This is a genomic window from Balneola sp. EhC07 (genome assembly GCF_001650905.1).
In the GTDB taxonomy this organism is placed as follows: Bacteria; Bacteroidota; Rhodothermia; order Balneolales; family Balneolaceae; genus Balneola.
The window spans coordinates 181,010-201,749 of sequence record NZ_LXYG01000017.1 but is presented as its reverse complement, the minus strand read 5'-3'; the positions used below and the strand labels follow the sequence as shown (position 1 = coordinate 201,749).

Sequence of the window (20,740 nt, the reverse complement as noted above, 5' to 3'; positions counted from 1 at the left end):
GAAACTGCTTTATAATAGGGAATTTATCTTTTAGAATGCGAGACCTATCGTAAGAGCTAATGCTCCATTTTTAGCTGAGTCATTAAAATCATCATCAGCTACATTACTTAAACCTGCTGTATATCTCAAACCAAGTCTTATTTTACTTACATCCACTCCTGCTCCAACAACTACACCGAATTCAGTGTCTTTAGCATTATCTTCTAAGTTTAGAGATCCGTCATCATTTTCTATTTCTGCCTTTGTATTAAAACTCATGTATGGACCAAAATATACATTTGGTTTAGCTGCAGGTGTTTCAAATCCAAATTTTAATAATACCGGTACTTGCACATAATTAACTACAAAGCTTGCATCTGAGTCTTCAACATCCGCTCCATATTGGGCATATAAAACCTCCGGCTGTACTGAGACAGGACTCATTGGAATTTTAAAATTTGCATACCCACCGATCAGGAATCCGGTTTTATATTCTACGTTTTCTGTATCATTAAAGGTCGAATAGTTTAATCCTCCTTTTACACCAAACTCAGGTAAAGATTGCGCTTTAGATTGTGATGACAATCCCACCGTTAGAATTAAGATCATAAATAGAGAACAAAATCTTTGAATAGTTTTCATATCAGGTTTTTTGATTATTTGTTACCATCATTTCAACTCCATACAGCTAAGATGGTTCCATATTCTATTTTAAGGCCTGATGGAGAGTATTTTCTCTTTTTGAAACATCATGATCTTTTAAACGAAAGGGACGATAACTTTCACAGATTCTATAATGACATATTCTCTACTCTTTCTTTCTATTCTGATCTTATTCAGCAGTTGCTCTCAAGACAATATCGAGCATATTGACGGAAACACTATTACAGAAAAAGATCTTACCCAACGTATTCAAACTCTGATAGATGAGGCAGAGATCACAGGCTTAGCAGTTACTATTTTCAACGATAATGAAATAGCTTATCAAAAAGGGTTTGGTTATGCTAACTATGAAACTAAAGATACGCTAACCACAGACCAGGTCTTTTACGGAGCATCTTTCAGCAAAGCTGTTTTTGGTTATTTAGTAGCTGATCTCGTTCTTGACGGCACCATTGATCTTGACACTCCGCTTCAGGAATACTTTGATGTTCCTATTCCTGAGCTGGAATTTGAAAAGGAATGGCGCGGATTTGCTAACCTTTCCGGAGATGACCGTTATAAAGATATCACAGCGAGAATGTGTCTGAACCATTCCACGGGATTTCCGAATTGGCGCTGGTTAGATAAGTCTTTCGATTTTGACAGAGATGGGAAAATTCACTTTTTCTTTGATCCGGGTGCTCGATTCAGCTACTCGGGAGAAGGCATGATGCTTTTACAATACGCTATAGAAAAGGTAACGGGAAAAGGCTTGGAGGAACTTGCCCAAGAAAGAATCTTTGGTCCTCTCGGGATGACAATGACCAGTTATGTTTGGCAAGAGCGTTTTGAAGGAGTTTTTGTTAATGGACATAGCTCTGAACACGAAGTTATTCCCAAAGATACCGAAGATGAAGCCGGAGCAGCAGGCTCTATGGAAACCACTCCTGATGACTACGCAAAATTCTTTGGACATATATTGCGAGAAGCTTCAAGTGACTCCGAACTCGCTCAATTGATGTTCGATCCATCAGTAAGAATTAACTCAAAAGCACAATTTGGAGTAGAGGTCTGGCAGGATACGGACGAAAATGATGATATCGAATTAAGTTACGGAATGGGCTGGGGACTTCTCAAATCTCCTTATGGTTACGGCGCCTTTAAAGAAGGAAGTGATCGCGGATGGGAGCACTATTCAATTATGTTTCCCGAACAAAAAACCGGCATTATTATTATGAGCAACAGCGATAACGCAGAAGGAATCTTTAAAGAGCTTTTAGAGATAACTATTGGCGATGTGTACACTCCCTGGAAGTGGGAAAGGTATATCCCATATGATCAATAAAAGTACAGCTATATCGGAAAACCAACTTTCTACAAATATTCCTTCAAATATTGCCCTGTATAGCTCTCTTTCACTTTTGTAATGTCTTCAGGTGTACCTTCTGCTACAATTTGACCGCCTGCAAAACCGCCTTCCGGGCCAACGTCAATGATCCAGTCAGCACATTTTATTATATCCAGATTGTGCTCAATGATTATTACAGAATGACCTGAATTAACCAATTCGTTAAATGCTTCCAAAAGTTTTGCTACATCTTCAAAGTGCAATCCTGTCGTAGGTTCATCAAAAAAGTAAATGGTGTGTTCGGAACTTTGTTTGGTTAGGAATCTGGCCAATTTCACACGCTGAGCTTCTCCACCCGAAAGAGTTGTCGCGCTTTGTCCCAGGTTTAAATACCCTAATCCAACATCTTCTAACGGCTGTAATTTATTTATGATCGTGGTTTCATCCACAAAAAATTCGATAGCTTCAGAGATCGGCATTTCAAGTACGTCATGAATACTCTTACCCCGGTATTTTACAGCTAATACATCCTTTCGGAAACGAGCGCCGTTACAAACTTCGCAAACTAGTTCGATATCAGCCATAAACTGCATCTCTATTTTCTGAATCCCTTCGCCCTGACAGTTTTCGCATCTCCCGCCCGGCACGTTAAATGAGAAATGCCCCGGAGTGTAGCCCATTATTTTTGCCTGACGAGTATTCGAAAACACATCCCGAATTCCATCAAACGCTTTGGTATAGGTTGCCGGATTTGATCTGGAAGAACGACCGATCGGACTTTGGTCCACCATTTCTAAATTGTGAACGCTTGCCATTCCCGAAAGATCTTTAAACCGACCCACTTTCTGGTTATAAGAACCAATATGTTTTTGGATGCCGGCATAAACCGTATCGTGCACTAATGTAGACTTCCCTGATCCTGAAACGCCGGTTACTACTACCATCTTTCCTAAAGGAAATTCTACGTCTACATTTTTGAGATTATGCTCGCTGGCTCCTTCAACCTTTATAGATCTCCCATTTCCTTTTCTGCGCTTTTTCGGAACTTCGATCTGCTTTCTACCGCTCAGAAATTTTCCGGTAAGCGTATCCGATTTAAGAAGATTTTCAAAGTTGCCTTCAAATACTACTTCTCCACCATGAACTCCTGCAAAAGGTCCGATATCGATTACATTATCAGCTGCCTTCATCATTTCCGGATCATGTTCCACAACCAGAACTGTGTTTCCAATATCTCTCAGGGATTCCAGAATTTTGATCAACCGGTCGTTATCTCTGGGGTGCAAACCTATTGTTGGTTCATCCAAGACGTACATACTGCCGATCAACGAACTGCCCAAAGCATTCGCCAAACTTATTCTTTGCGACTCACCGCCACTCAAAGTATTTGCAAGTCGATCCAGTGTGAGATAATCCAACCCAACTTCATCCAGGTATTTCAATCTTTTTCTGATCTCGTATAGGATCTGTCCTGCTACTCCTTGCTCAAATTCTGTTAGTTCAAGTCCTTCAAAATAGTCTTTGGCATAACCAATGGTTAACTCAGACACTTCTCCGGAATGCATCCCACCAACTTTCACGTACTGTGCATCTTTTCTTACCCGATACCCCTCACATTCCGGACATCGACTATATCCACGATAACGGGAATACAACACACGCATATGGACTTTATACGCCTGATCTTTCACTGTATCGAAAAAGTTCCAGATTCCGATATAGTTTCCTTTTCCTTTCCAAATTATACTCTTCACCTCTTTCGGCAACTCTGAATAAGGAGTATCAATTGAAAACTTTTCTTCCGACGCTACCTTTATCAGATCTCTGAGATGGGTACTAAACTTCTGAGTTGTAAACGGTGCGATGGCTCCGTTTCGGATCGTCTTTTCATGATCCGGGATCACAAGATCTTCATCTATGCCTGATACTTTTCCGAAACCTTCACATTTAGGGCAAGCTCCAAACGGGTTGTTGAACGAGAACATTTGCGGAGTTGGCTCTGTAAACTCAATTCCATCCAACTCAAATCGTTCGCTGAATGGAAATTCATCTCCATTTCTTTTTTTGATGGATAACCTTCCGCTTCCGTTTTGAAAAGCTGTTTCCAGCGATCCGGCTATCCTTGTGATGGTTGCTTCATCATCTTTAAGGATCAAGCGATCCACAAGAACCCTGAACTCTTTTCTTTTGATCTTTTTTGTGTCTATGTCGCCATCGGTCAGGTCTATTATGCTTTCGTCATTGATATTCAGAAGCCTGCTAAAACCTTTTTCCTTTAAAACCTTCAGCTCTTCGTCCAGTTTCTTTTTTTCGTGCTGAGGAATCGGATAAAGAACGTAAAACCGGTCTCCTTCTTCCATCAGCTTAAGGACCTCTTCAATAACGGTTTTCGGAGTGTCTTTTTTGACCTGATTACCGGATACCGGAGAAATTGTTTTTCCAATTCGGGCAAACAGCAGTCTTAAATAATCATAGATCTCGGTTGTTGTTCCAACAGTTGAACGCGGATTGCTCGAAGTGGTTTTTTGCTGAATGGCCATTGCCGGAGAAATACCCTGCATAAAATCGACATCCGGCTTATCCATTCTTTCCAGAAACTGTCTGGCGTAGCTGGAAAGACTTTCCACGTAACGTCGCTGACCTTCCGCATAAATTGTATCAAAGGCCAGGCTCGATTTCCCTGAACCCGATACCCCTGTTATCACCGTGAGCTTATTCCTCGGAATTTCTACATCTATATTCTTGAGATTATGAGTCCTCGCGCCTTTTATTATAATTGGTCGTTCCAGCGCTTCCTCTTTTGCTTCAACAGTAGCCGTTTCTTTTGTGGACATATTCTCCGTTATTAAAATCGAACCTTCAATATAATGTTTTGATTCATTTATTTGGGCATCGTTCTCAACAAAAATTTTTGACATTAGATTTCAATCTCCGGCTTTTTATTTCTTGATCTCCCTCACTTTCAATACATTCTTTAATTCAGAAAATCTAACCCCCAATTATGTCATATATAAAATCTCTTTTCCTCTTTCTTTTGGTGCTAACCTTCTCAGCTTCAATTTCAGCTCAAGACAACATCAAGATCATTCATGCCGGCTCTCTTCTGGCTATTCCCGGTGAAAAACCTTTATCAAATCAAACGGTCGTTATTAAAAACGGAGTGATCGAAAGCGTTCATTCAGGTTTTAAGTCTTCATCAGAATTAGGTTTTGATGATGCTGAAGTAACCGATTTGAAAGACAAATTTGTGATGCCCGGCTTTATTGATATGCACACACATCTTACCGGGGAGCGCGATCCGGATGCGAATCCGCACGAATGGACAACAATGAATGAGCAGGATCTGGCTTTCAAATCTTTGCCCTATTTAGAGAGAACATTAAACGCCGGATTCACTACTGTCCGAAATCTTGGCGCTGATGCTGAACTGATCGGTGCTTTACAAAGAGCTACAGCCAAGGGCCTTATTGCCGGTCCAAGAATTATATATTCGGGAGGCGCAATTTCTGCAACCGGAGGCCATGGAGATTCACATGGTTACAGAACAGAAATACTTGAACTGGATGAAAATGTCGGCATTTGTGATGGCGCAGATGATTGCAGAAGAGCTGTTCGTGCCAGAGTAAAACAAGGCGCCGGAGTCATTAAAATTACGGCAACCGGTGGTGTTTTAAGTAATACCGCTGCAGGTCTGAATCAGCAACTTACCGATGAAGAAATGAAATCCATAGTGGAAGCTGCAAATAGCTTAGGCAGAAAAGTAGCCGCTCATGCACACGCTGCAGATGGAATAAATGCAGCTCTGCGCGCAGGCGTGAGCTCAATCGATCACGGTTCTTATTTAGATGACGAATCTGTAAAATTATTTTTAGAAAACGATGCCTGGTTAGTTCCAACGCTGTTAGCAGGAATTTCTGTTCGGGATGAATTGGTTGTAAACGATCAAATCCCTCCGGCAATAGTCGATAAAATAAATACAGTGGTTCCTGTTGTAGAAGCTTCTTTCAAGCGCGCGTTAAAAGGTGGTGTTAATATTGCTTTCGGCACAGATTCCGGCGTAAGCAAACATGGCGAAAATGCCCGCGAATTTGAGATCATGGTTGATTACGGAATGAGCGAAAGTCAAGCTATCAAAACAGCAACTTTAAATGCTGCTGAACTTTTAGGGATGCGAGATCAGATAGGATCCATTGAAGAGGGAAAATCAGCTGATATTATTGCTGTGGATAAAAGCCCACTGGAAGACATCAGCGAACTAAAGAATATTACTTTTGTAATGAAAAGTGGCGTTATCTATAAATTGAAGTAAATAAAAAAAGGTGAGGACTATCCACCCTCACCTTTTATAACTAACAATAGTATGATATAAAAAAGCTCTACTTGTAATTAAGACGAATAGAACCGCCGGAAGTTTTAGCCTTAATTCTAATTCCTCCTCCGTTTACAGATCCTTTTACTTCGTCTCTTTCATATTCTCCTGTAAAATTCTTCAACTCAGCGCGCACTCTGTTCCCATCCAAGTCCAGATCATAACCTTTTTCTTCAGGAACGGTTACGGTAATACTTCCGCCACTGGTTCTCAGATTAATAAAATCATTCGGATTTGTTACTTCCGCATTTATTGATCCACCGCTTGTGCTTGCATCAACACTTCCTGAGATTCCTTCTAATGAAATACTTCCACCTGATGTTTTTACGTCAAGGTTACCATCAACATTTTCAGCTCGTATTCTTCCGCCGCTGGTTCTGGCTTCTGTTGTTCCTACGATCTCACTAAGAGTTATAGAGCCTCCGGATGTTCTGATGTTCACTTCTCCGCGAATATCCTCTGCAACAATGGAGCCGCCGCTGGTCCTTCCTGTTTGACTTCCTTCTAAATTTATTAACTCAATGCTTCCGCCCGAGGTTCTTACATCACTCGTAGATCTAACCGGTGCATAAACCACAAATGAAATTGAAGGAGTGTTTCTGTTCCAGTTCCAGTTTCTTGAATTCTCTCTTTTGGCATGTGCTGTTACTGTATTATTTCGTTCTGAAATCTCAATCTCCCATCCTTTCAGATCTTCGTCATTAGCCTGCACATATTTGTTTCTTTTTCGAACATACATTTCAACGGTTACTTCGTCTGTGTCTTTTCCGATCACATCAATACTCCCGCCGGAAGTTTCTACATTGATCTTAACGCCATCATTTACAGCAAAGCGTTCAATTTTGTATGCATCATCTGATGATTGTGCCCAACCCATCTTAACAGCAGTAAGCATGATCACAAATGTGAACACCATCGATACTGCAACTTGTAATTTAAATCTTTTTGCTCTGTCCATTTTCAAACTCCGATTTTTGTTCTGAACTCCGTACGGTTATCATTCATTGATGTTTCAATACCGCAGATGTTAGACTCGTGATTTTGAAAAAAGTTACAGCGATGATGCTTTTGAATGAGTATCATCCATAATATTAACAAACCCGGATATTATTTCTCCATCTACCCACAACATAATAATTGGAATTCTATTTATAGCTATTGGTATTTACCATTTTGTGAATCCGGGATTCTTTTTAAGAATTATGCCTGATTACATACCAAACCACAAAGCAATGGTTTTTTGGAGTGGGGTTGCAGAAGTAATGGGAGGAATTGGAATTTTGATTCCTTATACAAGAACATATGCGGCTTGGGGATTGATCCTTTTGCTTATTGCCGTTTTTCCGGCAAATATTGATATGTTCTTAAAAGCTTATCAAAAGCAGGGCTGGACTTTATATACTTGTCTCACTTTGCTTCGTCTCCCACTTCAATTCGTACTCATTTATTGGGTGTATTGGTCAGCTGAACTCAAAATTGGTTAGGTTGTGAAACGGCGTTATCTCAAAATACTTCTTCCACTTGCTCTCGGTGCGCTTTTACTTTTATTTCCACTGTTAAGAGATCTCCATTTTGAATCTGCTTTTCTTTCCTCCATTATTGGTTGTTTCCTTTCAGCAATAGCTTTGGCAAAAACTAAAGATGAAGGACGTTCATTTCGTTTAGCGATCGGCATAATGGGCTATATTTACATCATTGCCGTTCCTTTATTTATTTCTTCGCTCATCACCGGTTGTTTAACTTTTGACGGTTTTGCATTTTGGATTCTACTTCCGGCACCTAGCGTATTCTTTGGAGCTTCCATAGGTCGGTTATGCAGAATGTTGAACGCTCCGATACCGGCGGTTCTTTCTTTTCTGATACTTTTAGTTTGCAGTCTGGGTGTTTGGATGATCGAGTTTTTCACTCTTCCTCAAGTCTATTTTTTCAATCATGTGTGGGGTGCCTGGCCGGGTCCAATTTATGATGAAGCTCTTCAGGTTAGTGAAAGTCTGCTTTTCTTTCGATGGATCACAATTCTCTGGATCATCCTGCTTTGGATCCTTCCTAACTGGTCAGAAACCACTCAAAATAAGATCGTCACTTTTTTAGCTCTGGGGTGTCTGTTATTCAGCTATCTGAATCTGGACGAGATGGGAATTATTACTCCGCGCGAAACCCTCAAAGAAGAACTTTCCGCTCATTATCAAACGACAAACTTTGATCTTTACTTTGAGGAAAACAACTTCACTGATCAGGAAATGGAATATTGGGCTCTTCGTCATGAATTTCATTTTCAACAGATCATAGACATTCTGGAAATAGATTGGCCAGAAGGTAGAAAAATAGAGAGTTATATTTATGCAAATTCCTGGCAGAAGAAAAAACTGGTTGGAGCAAAGTTCACCAGTTATGTACCAATTTGGTTAGCTCAGGATCAGCTTCACATTGCCAAACAACATCTTGATGGAGTTCTGAAACACGAACTGGTTCATGTTATATCTAAACAGTTTGGGAATTCCCTTTTTAATGGAAGCTGGAGCATCGGCATGATAGAAGGAATTGCTGAAGCCATAGCAAAAGACGCATCACCTGAGTCAACTTTAGACCAGATCATTTCTGCTGAATCTTCCTATCCTTCTCCGCAACAAATGAAAAACGCTCTTTCCAATTCAGGTTTCTATAGTTCTGCTTCTTCCATCAGCTATACCACCGCGGGTTCTTTTGTGCAATTTCTACTGAACAATTATCCTGTTGAGTATTTTAAAAAGGCGTATCCCGCCAATAATTTTGAAAGCTCTTATCCTGTATCCTTTGAAGAACTGGTTGATGGCTGGCATCAGCATTTAAATACCGTAGAAATTGACTCAGTTGATAAACAGATTTCAGAATTCATTTTCAGTAGAAGATCTTTATTTCAAAAACATTGTCCTCACGCATTTACTGAAGAACAGCAGTTATGGGATGAATATAATTTTCATGTTTCAAATCAGGATACCGCCAAAGCTTTAGAAACTATTGAACAACTTTACGAACTCAATCCCGGTAATAAGCTTATAAAAAGAGACTGGCTCAGAGAACAACTTTTGCACAGAAATTATGCCACCGCTTTGTATGCATTTGATGCTTCTGACACTCTTCTGAGTTTGCGGATCTTAAATGCAGATGCGCTATTTCTTCATGGTGATATTTCCTCGGCTCAGAAATTACTTCTAGAATTAAAACCACAAATAGACTCTTCCGATGCCCGCAATTTTAAATACTCTTACGAACTCAGATCTGACTCCCTGAATTGGGATGCTTTTTTAACAGCTCGGTATAAAAATAAGATACCTTTGGCTAACGATATGGTCAGGTTAAACACCCCCGTCAAAATGATGACAACGGCTAAAGCAATAGAGCTTGGAATTACAAATTACTATCTGCCGACTGCTACCTCTTTTATATCTAAAGAGCCGTTAAATGCCGACTGGTTTGATATTTACGAAGAAATGATTCTGCGGCTTGTACTAAATGAATCTATTGGTGATGCTGATCTAATGATAAGCTCAATCGACAAGCTCCCTCTCAGAGCAAGATATTCCGAACGACTAACCGAATTGAAAGAATGGAGAAATTTCGTTTATTCAAGAATTACCGCTAATTAAACTTCAGATCATGAAAAATTTACTTCTCTTTAGCCTCATTGCTTTCTGCTCACCGTCTTTATTTGCACAAGACTCTACAAAAACGGCCGTCCCGGAAACGTTCGAATATAATTGGGAAGGTCAGGATTTTACGATGCAAAAATACTTCATCGTGTTTCTGAAAGAAGGTCCGAACAGAAGCCAATCGGAAGAGGAAGCTTCCAAAATTCAACAGGAACATCTTGCATATTTGGCCGGTCTCTATAAAAAAGAGATCATCGTTTTGAACGGGCCGAGTCAGGGAGACGAAACCATCAAAGGATTTTCACTTTATGCCGTTGCCACGAAAGAAGAAGCTGTTGCTCTTGCAAGCAAAGACCCCGCTGTAAAAGCCGGCCGTTTGATTATTGAGGCTTTACCTTGGTGGCTGGCCAAAGGAAGTGTCGTGAAGTGAATAACTTCTGTTATTAAAACTTTACTTTCTCTGTCACCTATATTTCGTACCATCAATAAATCTTAAAATTCCGATAAGACACAATGAATAAGTACCAGTTTTTGCCTCATAAAGATTATAAAGAGTATTCAGTTGAAGAAATGAAGGAGAGGGCTATAAGTTTTTATGAAGATCTAAAGAGAAGAAGAACGGTTCGGGATTTTTCTTCACGAAGTGTTCCAAGAGAAATTATCGAAAATTGCATTTTAGCCGCCGGAACAGCTCCCAACGGCGCAAACAAACAACCTTGGCATTTTGCCGTTGTTGAATCGGCAGATATAAAGAAGCAACTCCGTGATGCCGCTGAAGATGAAGAGCATGAGTTTTACCACCGGCGTGCTCCTCAAGACTGGCTGGATGATCTTGAGCAATTTGACACTGATGAACACAAGCCCTTTTTGGAAGAAGCTCCCTATTTGATAGGAATTTTCTCAGAAAGTTATGCTTTAGATGAAGAAGGAAACAAAGAGAAAAATTATTATGTGAAAGAGTCTGTTGGTATCGCAACCGGGATGTTGATCACTGCACTGCATAATGCCGGTCTCGCCACATTAACTCATACTCCAAGTCCTATGGGCTTTCTGAATGAAGTAATGAACAGGCCTGAAAATGAAAAACCATTTTTGTTATTAGTAGTTGGCTATCCCGCTGACGATGTTAAAGTTCCTGATATCAAGAAAAAAGCTCTGAATGAAATATCCTCATTTATATAACTTTAGAAGTCTTTAATTAAAATATTTAAACGGTAAATTCGGAACTTTAACACCTACCTTTAGTGTAATCCAAAAAATTAACAAGCGGATTACAATATGAAACGAACGATACTTTTATTCCTCTTAATGATTGGAATCACTTCATTTGGGGTATATGGTCAAAACAGCGACAGCAAAACCTGGATTTCCTTAAATATTGGAACTCATCAATATGACGGAGATTTTACCAATGAAATTTTTAAACCCGAAGTCTACACAGATGTATCTGTAGGATTAGGAGTACATCGCTATTTGAATAACACCTTTGATCTAAATTACGAGTTCAATTACGGCTCTTTGGATACAGACAATATGGACCCGGGATTTCGAAAATTATTTTTGAGCAATAATCTCATGATAGATTTCAATCTTGCCAACGATATAATTTTCAAAAAGGATGCCTTTGTTCGGCCATTTATAGGTGCCGGTTATGGTGTTTCGTATTTTTTTGGAAAGAATAATTCCATAAGCGATGAACTATATCAGGAAATACCTATTCAAGCAGGTTTTGAGTTCCCGGTTTCAGAAGGAGCCGTTTTAGAAATTAAATCAACTTATAACCGAACTTTAACGGATGGCCTTGATGGTGAATCCAATGTAGATCGCAAAGATCATGACGATTTTGTTATCCATTCTATTGGTTTAAAATTTCGTCTTTCCGGTCCTAAAGACAGCGACAAAGATGGTGTAAAAGATAAAGTTGATGCTTGCCCCGAAATTCCGGGAAGCGCTGCGAGCAACGGCTGCCCTGACAATGATGGTGACGGCATTATTAATTCTCAAGATCTTTGTCCTGATGTAGCTGGTACAGCTGAAAACCGTGGTTGTGCAGATTCAGATGGAGATTCGATTGTAGACTTCGAAGATGCTTGCCCAAATATTGCAGGTTCTCTCGAGTTTCAAGGATGTGCAGATAAAGATGGCGATAAGATCCCTGATGGAGAAGACCTTTGTCCAGAAGTAAGAGGGACATCAGCTACTGATGGCTGCCCAGACGATGACGGCGATGGCATTAAAAACTCAGTAGACCTTTGCCCTGCTTTTGCCGGAACTGCTGAATTTGGCGGATGCCCTGACAGCGATGGCGACGGCATTATTGATAAGCAAGATGACTGCCCTGCTTTAAAAGGAATTAAGCCAAATAAAGGCTGCCCGGAAGTAAACGCTGAGGTAAAACGAAAGCTTGATGTTATCTTCCAAAACCTATTGTTTGCTACAAATTCCGCAAATATTGACCCTACTTCTTTGGATGATCTTGATGAACTTGTTAAAATAATGAGTGAAGATGACGATCTGAGATTGAGTATTGAAGGTCATACCGACAACCGTGGAAATAATGACTATAATTTAGAGCTTTCCAGATTACGTGCAGAAGCCGTAAAACAACATCTTGTTAACGGAGGCATAAGCGCTTCCAGAATCAAAGCTGTTGGTTATGGCGAAACAAGACCACTCACTACAAATGATACCGCCAATGGTCGTTTAAAAAATCGAAGAGTGGAACTAAACATTTCTTATAAGTAGAATTTAATTTCTACCTTTAAGCCCTGATCAATCTTTTGTTCAGGGCTTTTTTATTTTATACACCATGCAAAACAAAACTTCATCAAAAAAGCGCCGATCTTTTAAGCGAGAGCTTATTGAATGGGGCTGCATACTGGGCGTTATCGGTATATTGTACTTTTCCGGATTACACGTTCCTGTTATTGGAAATCTGCAACGCGTATTGCTATGGACCGGCTTGATGACTCCGGATACAGAGCTTCCTGAAAACCAGTATCGGGCTGCAAATTATAACCTTCCTCTCCTTTCTTTGGATGGAGACGATTCAACATTAGAAGAGTTTGAAGGCAAAACGATCTTTCTGAATTTTTGGGCCACCTGGTGCCCGCCTTGCATAGCTGAAATGCCCAATATTCAGGCCCTTTATGAATCCATAGAAAGTGATAGTATTCAGTTTGTGATGGTATCACTGGATGAAGATCATCAAAAAGCCCGAAACTACCTTGAAAGAAAAGAATATACTTTTCCGGTTTACTTCCTGAATGGCAGAAAACCAGGCACCTATAATTCCACCGTGGTCCCAACTACATACGTTATTTCACCGGATGGTAAAATTGTTACTGAAAGAAGAGGCATGGCCGACTATAACACTTCGAGGTTCAAAGAATTTCTTCGTAGTTTCTAATCAAATAAAAGCTCCTTTAAAAACATTATGAAAAAAGTAATTGCCGGAATTCAGCAAATAGGAATTGGAAACTCTGATGTAAATGAAGCCACCGAGTGGTATAAGAATTATTTTGGTATGGACATCAAAGTATTTGAAGATTCTGGAACCGCGGACCTTATGTTACCTTACACCGGCGGAGAGCCTCATGACAGAACCGCGATCCTTACCTTAAATATGCGTGGTGGTGGTGGATTTGAGATCTGGCAATACACAAGTCGCGAACCTGTTGCCGCTGATTCTGAATTACAAATTGGGGATCTTGGTATAAACTGCTGCAAGATCAAGTCATACGATGTTGCTAAATCGTACGAACAATTTACTGCTGCCGGACTGAAAGTTCTTACACCTTTAAAAGAAAACCCTTCCGGAGATCTTAATTTTTTTGTTGAAGATCTAAACGGAAACATCTTTAACGTTGTGAAAGGATTGGGATGGTTTAAAACGAAGGAGCGTCGACTTACCGGTGGTGTTTCCGGAGCGATCATTGGTTCTTCTGATATAGATAAAGCAAGAACATTATATTCTGATATTCTTGGCTATGATGAAGTTGTTTATGACGAAACGGATATTTTCGAAGATATGAATGGACTCCCTTCAGGTCAGACTAAATTTCGAAGGGTATTGCTCAGACACTCCCAACCCAGAAAAGGTGGCTTCAGCCAAATGCTTGGTCCAACTGAGATCGAGCTTGTCCAAAGTGAAGATGGGCGCCGAAATCCTAAAAAAATATTTGAAGACAGATATTGGGGAGATATTGGATTTATCCATCTTTGTTTTGATGTGCAAGGCATGGATGCTTTAAAAAGAGAATGTGTAGCCAAGGGATTCCCGTTTACTGTAGACAGCGCCGAAAGTTTTGATATGGGAGAGGCTGCCGGTCGTTTTACTTACATTGAAGATCCGGACGGAACCCTTATTGAGTTTGTGGAAACGCATAAAGTCCCCATCATGAAAAAATTAGGCTGGTTCATAGATATGACTAAACGCGATCCTGAAAAAAACCTTCCAAACTGGGTTATTTCAGGCTTAACGTTCAATCGTATGAAATAAAAAAGGATCAGATATTTCTACCCGATCCTTTTTAGCCATTGATCCCTCAATTATAAACTGTTATTTGATCAGCATCATTTTTTTAGTTTGGCTGAAAGTGCCCGATTGTAATCTGTAGATGTACATTCCACTAGAAAGATCACTTGCATCGAAGTTCACCGTTTGCGTTCCTGCTCCAAGCCTTTCGCTTACCAAAGTTGCTACTTCCTGCCCAAGCATATTATACACTTTCAAACTCACATCAGAAGCTTGAGGTAAATTGAAACTGATATTAGTACTTGGATTGAATGGGTTAGGGTAATTTTGCTTCAGCGTGAATTCTTTCGGGTTGAAATTATCTTCTTCGTTTGAAACCGGGTTGCTGTCATCATTTGCAGCTTCAACATTTGCGAAGTAAACCACGACCTCCGAGCTTCCGTTTTTATTGGTTGCAGTATATGTCATCGGTCCGGGGTTTTCCTCATCTACTACCCACCAGAATTTTCTGGTTTCAGGATCAAAAGTCGCAGTTGCCGGCATATTTGTAATTTCTACATCCGGTTTTGAAAAATCCATATTCAGCGCACTTACAAAAAAGGACAATGTATCACCTGCCATAATTGGTATGGGTCCATCGTTAAATACACCCGGATAATTTCCCCCTACGTTTATGCTCCTGGTTCCGCTGTTTGTGATCAGATCAAAATAAGTGCTTTGATTCAGGTACCCGCCTTCCCCAAAAACTGATCTTGGATACGCTCTGTAATACAGAGGAACTAGTTCATTTAAATTAAAATCCCATTGCAGAGTTAAGTAAACTCTGGTTCCATCTTCAAGAGTGAGCGATTGATTTCCTCTGCCATAAGTCGTGTCACCGGCAGCATTCAGGTTAAAAGTTCGATCGCCGGTATTTGAACCTCCTTCATCATAAAAACGCTCAAAAAATCCAGATTTATAAAGCTCACCGGTAGTAAAGTCTCTGGAATATGTATCCTGTCGGACAACTACGTAATATTCACCTATTAACTCCCAGGTTCTAACCGTTCTGCTCGTCAAGGTTAACACTCCTTCAATAAGACTATATGTTCTAACTTCTGTTTGATTCCCATTGATATCATATACAAATTCAGTACGAATGATTGCTTCATCAATTACCGGTCCATTGTTTTCATCTAAACTGTCAGGATAAACACTGTAATTTATAATGCTGTCCACAACGGTTTCATCATTTGGGTTTTGAAAAGTCTTGTATAAACCTTGGGCCACCCATAGAGAGTCTCCCCAGTAATATTGCTCTCCTTCAATCACATTATTCTCATATTTAAAATGAAGACTGTCTCTTCCAACTAACCTTTCTTCGGTACTATTCCACTGTTTTGAAACCTGATAAATATATCTGCCATCCTCTCCAAACTTAGTATAATCATAGCTCCAATACCCGATAGCGCCATCAAAATTATACGATTTATATGAGCTTAGGCTGTAGTTTTCATTAGAAATATATCTTTGCTCTGATTCAGGATAATATTCCATCGTTTCAGAATTATATCTTTCTGAGATTCTCAGTGTATCCGAACCGTTTTCGTCCTGATATCTGAGATCATGTGCATATTTTTCCCACCCAAAAAGCGGATTAAAACTATCCGAGAAGGTCTCGTAATCTGCTTCACCTGACGGCTCTTCTATAAACGCCGTTCTTATTCCGTAGTAAGGTATTCGGTTCCAGTTATTAAAATATACCGTTTCACTGGTGTCATTTCCTGCTTCATAAACCCTGCTGTAATTATGACGATCCGGAAATAAATCTAAACTATCCGGATGCCACCTAAACGATTCATTACTATATAAATAATTTCCTGATGCAACATCTCCTTCATACCAAAGCTGACCATAAGATGAAGGCCTATACATAGAATCCCCCGGTGCTTTGTGTTCTTCAAATCTCCACGTAGTATCCGGATTATTTACAAAAGCTCCTTTTCTTTTAAGCTGATTGTATTTAGCCAAAAAAGCCTTCTTTTCTTGTATTCCGGCATTTATGATCTGTTCATCTGCAAGCTTCATTTGGGGCGAAACCTGATAAACAAACGCCTGATGTGAAGTATTCAAATATTGTGATGCGATCCAGTCTTGAATCGTTTTTGTTTGTGCAAAAAGAGGCGAGGAAAAGTAAAGTACCCCTAGAAATAGTAACGTTAATTTCTTCATCTTGATCCTGATTTATTAGTAGTGAACAGCATCTAAAGACCGCTGCCCGTCAAACTTCACTATAAATCAGTTGTTAATAAATCACCCAAACGGAGTATTTTTCCGTGAAATCAGCTTATACAATATCCCTTTTCAGAGCTAGTCTTACTGCGGCAGCCCTTGAATTAACATGCATTTTTTTATAGATGTTCTTGATGTGCGTTTTCACAGTCCAGGGGCTCAGAAATACCTCTTCCGCTATTTCTTTGTTTGATTTACCATCGATAACCTGTTCCAAAATTCGAATTTCTGCCGGACTCAGATCAAATGGAACTACTTCAGGTTCAGATTTGGAAGAATTCTCTTTTTTTGGTTTAGAAACCATTCCGATCAGCTTTCTTGCTATCGAAGGTGTTATAGGCGACCCTCCCTCCCTTACTTCCTTCAAAGACGATACCACTTCGTCTATAGCAGTATCTTTCAGCAAATATCCTGTTGCTCCAACCTGAATGGATTCAAAAAGTCGCTCATCATCTTCGAAAACTGTGAACATAATGATGTCAATCTCTTCAAATTTCTCTTTAAGCTGAAAAGTAGTTTCTATACCTGATATTCCCGGAAGTTCAATATCCATTAAAATTACATCCGGCATTTTCTCCGGCTCAGATTCAAACACTTGTTTTATACACGTCTCTCCCGAATCTGCTGTAAAAACCAACTCCAGCTCATCATAGAAGCCCAACAACTCCGTCAGCCTCTTTCTGAAGATGTCATGATCTTCAACAATAGCTACCCTAATTTTTTTACCCAGCTCTTTGCTTTCCATAATCAATCTTTTTAAGAAATATCATTCATCCCGAAGTTATTAGCTATACCCCGAATTTGGTATTTATCTATATCGGTATGTTTACCTTGATCTCAGTTCCATTCTCTGTATTCACTGAGATATTACCTCCCAATTCTTTCGTTCTTTTTTCCATATTCCCGAAACCATACCCTCCGTTAAAGGTCTTTTGATCTCCTTTAAAAGAGCCGTCATCTTTTATAAATACGAATAAAGATCCGTTTTTTTGATGCAATTTTATATTAATGGTTTCAGCATTTGCATACTTTAGTGTATTCTGTGAAGCTTCCTGAATTATTCTGAATAGATTCAATGCCTGCGTGGAAGACAGCTTTGTTTCCTTGTTTCCCAAAATCTCATAGTTAAACATAAGAGACTCTTTAAAAGCCGTCTGATTATTAAAATAGCTTTGCAGATGATCTTTGAAATTCAACAGGTTAAGCTCATTTTGGTTAAGCGCCCAAATGGTGTCTCTCAGTTGTTTGATGGTTACTTCTGCATCACCCCGCAGCGAGTTCATCAGAGAGGAAGACTTCTCTTTATTGTCGATCTGATTGTACTTATCAGCCAGTGACAGCCCGGACATTATGTTTGCCAATTGCGCCCCGACGTGATCATGAAGGTCTCTGGAAATTCGTTCTCTCTCATTTCTGAGCTTGTTCTCTATCTCCATTTTTCTGATCTGCTCTCGGAGTCTTTTTTGAGAAAAATATCTTACTCCGAAAACAATCCCTGCTAACAACAGAAGTCCTGAAACCGATCTAAACCAAACTGTTTGCCACCAGGGTGGGGTGATTTCGATGTTAATGCTTGTACCGGCTTCGTTCCATAAACCATCATTATTGGCAGCCTTTACTTTGAATTTATATTTACTCGGGGCCAGATTTGGATAGCCTGCAAAATTCCGGTTCTTTGAAAATACCCAATCTTCATCCACGCCTTCCATTTTATAAGCAAACTGATTTTGTTTTGGGTTTTCAAAATCGAGCGCTGCAAATTCAAAAGAAAGAAAGTTCTCGTTATAAGCTAATTTAATATTATTGATCACTGTGGCTGAAGTATCCGTCTGAAAAGATTCGTCAAACAAATTGATCCGAGTGATATAAACCGGTGGAACCCTGTCATTCTTTTTTAATTCCGCCGGATCGATGATGTTGAATCCGTTAATTCCCCCAAAAACGAGTCTGCCATCTGTTAGCTTTAAATAGGCGCCGGTGTTAAACTCGTTATTCTGCAATCCGTCTTCTTCTGTCAGCACATCAAATTTACCCGTTCTAGTATCCAATCTGGCTAAGCCTGAATTTGTACTCGTCCATATATATTGCGTTTCATTTTCCCCGATCACGCTATACGTACTGTTGTTAGGAAGCCCGTCGTCTGTGGTGTATCTGGTGATAATATCAGTTGAAGAATTCCATTTTGCGATACCTCCGCCATAAGTTGCAAACCAATAGGTAGAATCTGTTTGCTGAAAAATGCTTCTTCCATCATTATGAGGTACAGATCTTACATTCCCGGGTTCATTTTGAAATGATCTTACCGATAAAATTTCCTGTTCCTGAATCGATATCCGGTCAAAGCCACGATCATTTGTGGCCACCCATATATTCCCAAAACTATCTTCGTAAAATTCACGGATATTTTCCGATGAAATATCAGGCTGTTCGCTTTCTGAGTTTGTTGTCAGCTCTGTGATATCTAAAACTGATCCCGTGATAAGCGCTTTCGGATTTTTAACTATTTGGATACCCTCACCTTCATATCCCAGCCATAGCCAACCCCGGGAGTCTTTAAAAACCGTATGCAGATTCTTGCTTTTAATTATGCTGTTTTGGCTTGTAAAACGATGGGCTTTTAACCCTTTTCTCTTTTTTAATTCTTCATTTCCGATAAACACCAATCCCTTTTCCACGGTAACGATCCACAGACCCGACTCCTCTCTTACAATATCCCATATCCCGTGAATCTGAGTGTTTGATAATCGTTCGTTAAGTGCCGTAAATTCTTTTTTATTGAGGTCATAGAACTGAACCTCTGCTCCTGTTCCTATCCAAAACCCATTCTCATCTTCTTCGAAACCAAGCATAAAATTTGATTCAAATGTGCCTGGAAGTGTCGTGTTATTAACGAGAGTTATACCTGTCTTTTGTTCAAGTTTATAAAACCCACTTCCCCATGTATATACCCAAAGCTCTTGATTCGGATCTTCATAAATGTACGTAGCCCCTTGTAAATTAATTCCCTGATCGAACTTTGAAATACTTTTCACTCCGTTTTCAAGATCGACAAAAAGAAGTTGGTTGCTCAGATAACCCGATATTAAAAAGCCGTCTCTTTCCACTACCAAGTTTCCGGATGAGTTACTCACTACACCTGTTTCCATGCTTTTTTTCAGAAAATCCGGAATATAAGCTGAGGACATTTTTTCCAATCCCGATGTAACCAGATTTACCCAGAGATTTCCCCGGGAATCAACCTTCATATTTACCGTATTTGGAGATGGGTTCGAATCAGAATAACGGATCGGAACTGCATAGATACTCTGATCAGATTCAGGGTTACTTAGAAATTTTTCTGTTTCTTCTGCTGGCAAATAAAACAATCCATTCAGCGAAGTAAAAAGCATACTTCCATCCCCGAATTCCAGAAAAGCATTAACAGAGGTTCTTCTTTCTCCCGTTTCTCCATCAACAATATTGGCTGGATAGTAGATCTTTGTTTCCGGATCCATCAAGCCTGTACTATGCCCAAAAAAGGCGATCCAGTAATTCTCCCTGCTATCCTTGTAAAAAAGACTAATTTCGTGTTCCGGAAAATTAGTCTGGCCCAACTCCTGTTTTGAATCACTTAAACTACTAAATGTCTCTGTAACCGGATCGAAAATATTCAGGCCGCCATCGCGGGTACTCACCCAAAGCTTTCCATCTTCATGCTGATGGATGCCGTGTATAAACCCATCATTCAGGGATAACGAATCTTCTTCATTAGGTCTGTACACTTTCATTTCCAGTCCGTCAAACCTGTTCAGACCATCCAGAGTAGCTATCCAAAGAAATCCTCTTTCATCCATGGTGATGCCCAAAACAGTATTATGCGAAAGCCCCTGTTCACCGGCATAGCGAGTCTTTTTGAACGTGGGTTGCGCCCATAATTCAATAGAAAAACACGTAATTATGATCCCTGTTATAAAAAGCCTGACAAACATTTTGTACGATTTTTCCAATAATAGTATTTAAAAGCCCTACCGAAAAATTATTACTTG

The 20,740-nt window shown here is 39.8% G+C and carries 15 protein-coding genes; 9 read left to right on the top strand and 6 right to left on the bottom strand.

What is annotated here, in order from left to right:
- Positions 1-30: 30 nt before the first annotated feature.
- On the bottom strand, positions 31-621 hold the full coding sequence (locus A8B79_RS10045) for an outer membrane beta-barrel protein (protein ID WP_082894141.1): 591 nt from the start codon (positions 619-621) through the stop codon (positions 31-33).
- A 154-nt stretch (positions 622-775) separates the two neighbouring features.
- Between A8B79_RS10045 and A8B79_RS10040 the strand changes: the two genes are divergently transcribed.
- Entirely contained in the window at positions 776-1,966 is a 1,191-nt protein-coding gene (locus tag A8B79_RS10040; protein ID WP_066221867.1) for a serine hydrolase domain-containing protein, read from the top strand.
- A gap of 29 nt (positions 1,967-1,995) precedes the next feature.
- Here the strand turns inward: A8B79_RS10040 and uvrA are convergent, their stop codons facing one another.
- Entirely contained in the window at positions 1,996-4,803 is a 2,808-nt protein-coding gene (gene uvrA / locus A8B79_RS10035; RefSeq protein WP_066222870.1) for an excinuclease ABC subunit UvrA, read from the bottom strand.
- Positions 4,804-4,970: 167 nt separating this feature from the next.
- On the opposite strand from uvrA, the gene A8B79_RS10030 reads away from it, so the two are divergent.
- Positions 4,971-6,278, top strand: a complete 1,308-nt coding sequence (locus A8B79_RS10030; protein ID WP_066221864.1) for a metal-dependent hydrolase family protein — start codon at positions 4,971-4,973, stop codon at positions 6,276-6,278.
- A gap of 67 nt (positions 6,279-6,345) precedes the next feature.
- On the opposite strand, the gene A8B79_RS10025 is transcribed toward A8B79_RS10030, so the two are convergent.
- Complete coding sequence (locus A8B79_RS10025; protein ID WP_082894140.1) at positions 6,346-7,296, bottom strand: DUF4097 family beta strand repeat-containing protein; 951 nt, start codon at positions 7,294-7,296, stop codon at positions 6,346-6,348.
- A gap of 244 nt (positions 7,297-7,540) precedes the next feature.
- Between A8B79_RS10025 and A8B79_RS10020 the strand changes: the two genes are divergently transcribed.
- From A8B79_RS10020 to A8B79_RS09990, 7 genes are all read left to right on the top strand, one after another.
- Entirely contained in the window at positions 7,541-7,822 is a 282-nt protein-coding gene (locus A8B79_RS10020) for a DoxX family protein (protein ID WP_235603654.1), read from the top strand.
- A 3-nt stretch (positions 7,823-7,825) separates the two neighbouring features.
- A complete protein-coding gene (locus tag A8B79_RS10015) occupies positions 7,826-9,964 on the top strand; it encodes a hypothetical protein (RefSeq protein WP_153038416.1) in 2,139 nt (712 codons plus the stop codon).
- 10 nt (positions 9,965-9,974) lie between these two features.
- Positions 9,975-10,397 (top strand): YciI family protein, encoded by a 423-nt coding sequence (locus A8B79_RS10010; protein ID WP_082894139.1) that lies wholly within the window; start codon positions 9,975-9,977, stop codon positions 10,395-10,397.
- Between the two features lie 83 nt (positions 10,398-10,480).
- Positions 10,481-11,149 carry a nitroreductase family protein gene (locus tag A8B79_RS10005; protein WP_066221847.1) on the top strand — a complete coding sequence of 223 codons (669 nt, stop codon included), beginning with the start codon at positions 10,481-10,483 and terminating at the stop codon, positions 11,147-11,149.
- Positions 11,150-11,245: 96 nt separating this feature from the next.
- Positions 11,246-12,712 carry an OmpA family protein gene (locus A8B79_RS10000; protein WP_082894138.1) on the top strand — a complete coding sequence of 489 codons (1,467 nt, stop codon included), beginning with the start codon at positions 11,246-11,248 and terminating at the stop codon, positions 12,710-12,712.
- Between the two features lie 64 nt (positions 12,713-12,776).
- Complete coding sequence (locus A8B79_RS09995) at positions 12,777-13,376, top strand: TlpA family protein disulfide reductase (RefSeq protein WP_066221839.1); 600 nt, start codon at positions 12,777-12,779, stop codon at positions 13,374-13,376.
- 27 nt (positions 13,377-13,403) lie between these two features.
- The gene (locus A8B79_RS09990) at positions 13,404-14,468 is read left to right on the top strand and encodes a VOC family protein (protein ID WP_066221837.1); all 1,065 of its coding nucleotides are present in this window, start codon (positions 13,404-13,406) and stop codon (positions 14,466-14,468) included.
- A gap of 60 nt (positions 14,469-14,528) precedes the next feature.
- Here A8B79_RS09990 and A8B79_RS16305 read toward each other — a convergent pair whose 3' ends face one another.
- The 3 genes from A8B79_RS16305 to A8B79_RS09975 all read right to left on the bottom strand — a co-directional run bounded on the left by A8B79_RS16305 (position 14,529) and on the right by A8B79_RS09975 (position 20,683).
- Positions 14,529-16,655 (bottom strand): T9SS type A sorting domain-containing protein, encoded by a 2,127-nt coding sequence (locus tag A8B79_RS16305; protein WP_066221834.1) that lies wholly within the window; start codon positions 16,653-16,655, stop codon positions 14,529-14,531.
- Between the two features lie 115 nt (positions 16,656-16,770).
- Positions 16,771-17,460: a response regulator gene (locus tag A8B79_RS09980; protein ID WP_066221832.1), complete on the bottom strand. Its 690-nt coding sequence runs from the start codon at positions 17,458-17,460 to the stop codon at positions 16,771-16,773.
- A 67-nt stretch (positions 17,461-17,527) separates the two neighbouring features.
- Positions 17,528-20,683 (bottom strand): ligand-binding sensor domain-containing protein, encoded by a 3,156-nt coding sequence (locus tag A8B79_RS09975; RefSeq protein ID WP_066221829.1) that lies wholly within the window; start codon positions 20,681-20,683, stop codon positions 17,528-17,530.
- Positions 20,684-20,740 lie beyond the last annotated feature (57 nt).

Excerpts from the sequence above, each read along its gene's own strand:
- A8B79_RS10045 (WP_082894141.1), bottom strand. The coding sequence starts at position 621 with ATGAAAACTATTCAAAGATTTTGTTCTCTATTTATGATCTTAATTCTA.
- A8B79_RS10040 (WP_066221867.1), top strand. The coding sequence starts at position 776 with ATGACATATTCTCTACTCTTTCTTTCTATTCTGATCTTATTCAGCAGT.
- uvrA (WP_066222870.1), bottom strand. The coding sequence starts at position 4,803 with ATGTCCACAAAAGAAACGGCTACTGTTGAAGCAAAAGAGGAAGCGCTG.
- A8B79_RS10030 (WP_066221864.1), top strand. The coding sequence starts at position 4,971 with ATGTCATATATAAAATCTCTTTTCCTCTTTCTTTTGGTGCTAACCTTC.
- A8B79_RS10025 (WP_082894140.1), bottom strand. The coding sequence starts at position 7,296 with ATGGACAGAGCAAAAAGATTTAAATTACAAGTTGCAGTATCGATGGTG.
- A8B79_RS10020 (WP_235603654.1), top strand. The coding sequence starts at position 7,541 with ATGCCTGATTACATACCAAACCACAAAGCAATGGTTTTTTGGAGTGGG.
- A8B79_RS10010 (WP_082894139.1), top strand. The coding sequence starts at position 9,975 with ATGAAAAATTTACTTCTCTTTAGCCTCATTGCTTTCTGCTCACCGTCT.
- A8B79_RS10005 (WP_066221847.1), top strand. The coding sequence starts at position 10,481 with ATGAATAAGTACCAGTTTTTGCCTCATAAAGATTATAAAGAGTATTCA.
- A8B79_RS10000 (WP_082894138.1), top strand. The coding sequence starts at position 11,246 with ATGAAACGAACGATACTTTTATTCCTCTTAATGATTGGAATCACTTCA.
- A8B79_RS09995 (WP_066221839.1), top strand. The coding sequence starts at position 12,777 with ATGCAAAACAAAACTTCATCAAAAAAGCGCCGATCTTTTAAGCGAGAG.
- A8B79_RS09990 (WP_066221837.1), top strand. The coding sequence starts at position 13,404 with ATGAAAAAAGTAATTGCCGGAATTCAGCAAATAGGAATTGGAAACTCT.
- A8B79_RS16305 (WP_066221834.1), bottom strand. The coding sequence starts at position 16,655 with ATGAAGAAATTAACGTTACTATTTCTAGGGGTACTTTACTTTTCCTCG.
- A8B79_RS09980 (WP_066221832.1), bottom strand. The coding sequence starts at position 17,460 with ATGGAAAGCAAAGAGCTGGGTAAAAAAATTAGGGTAGCTATTGTTGAA.
- A8B79_RS09975 (WP_066221829.1), bottom strand. The coding sequence starts at position 20,683 with ATGTTTGTCAGGCTTTTTATAACAGGGATCATAATTACGTGTTTTTCT.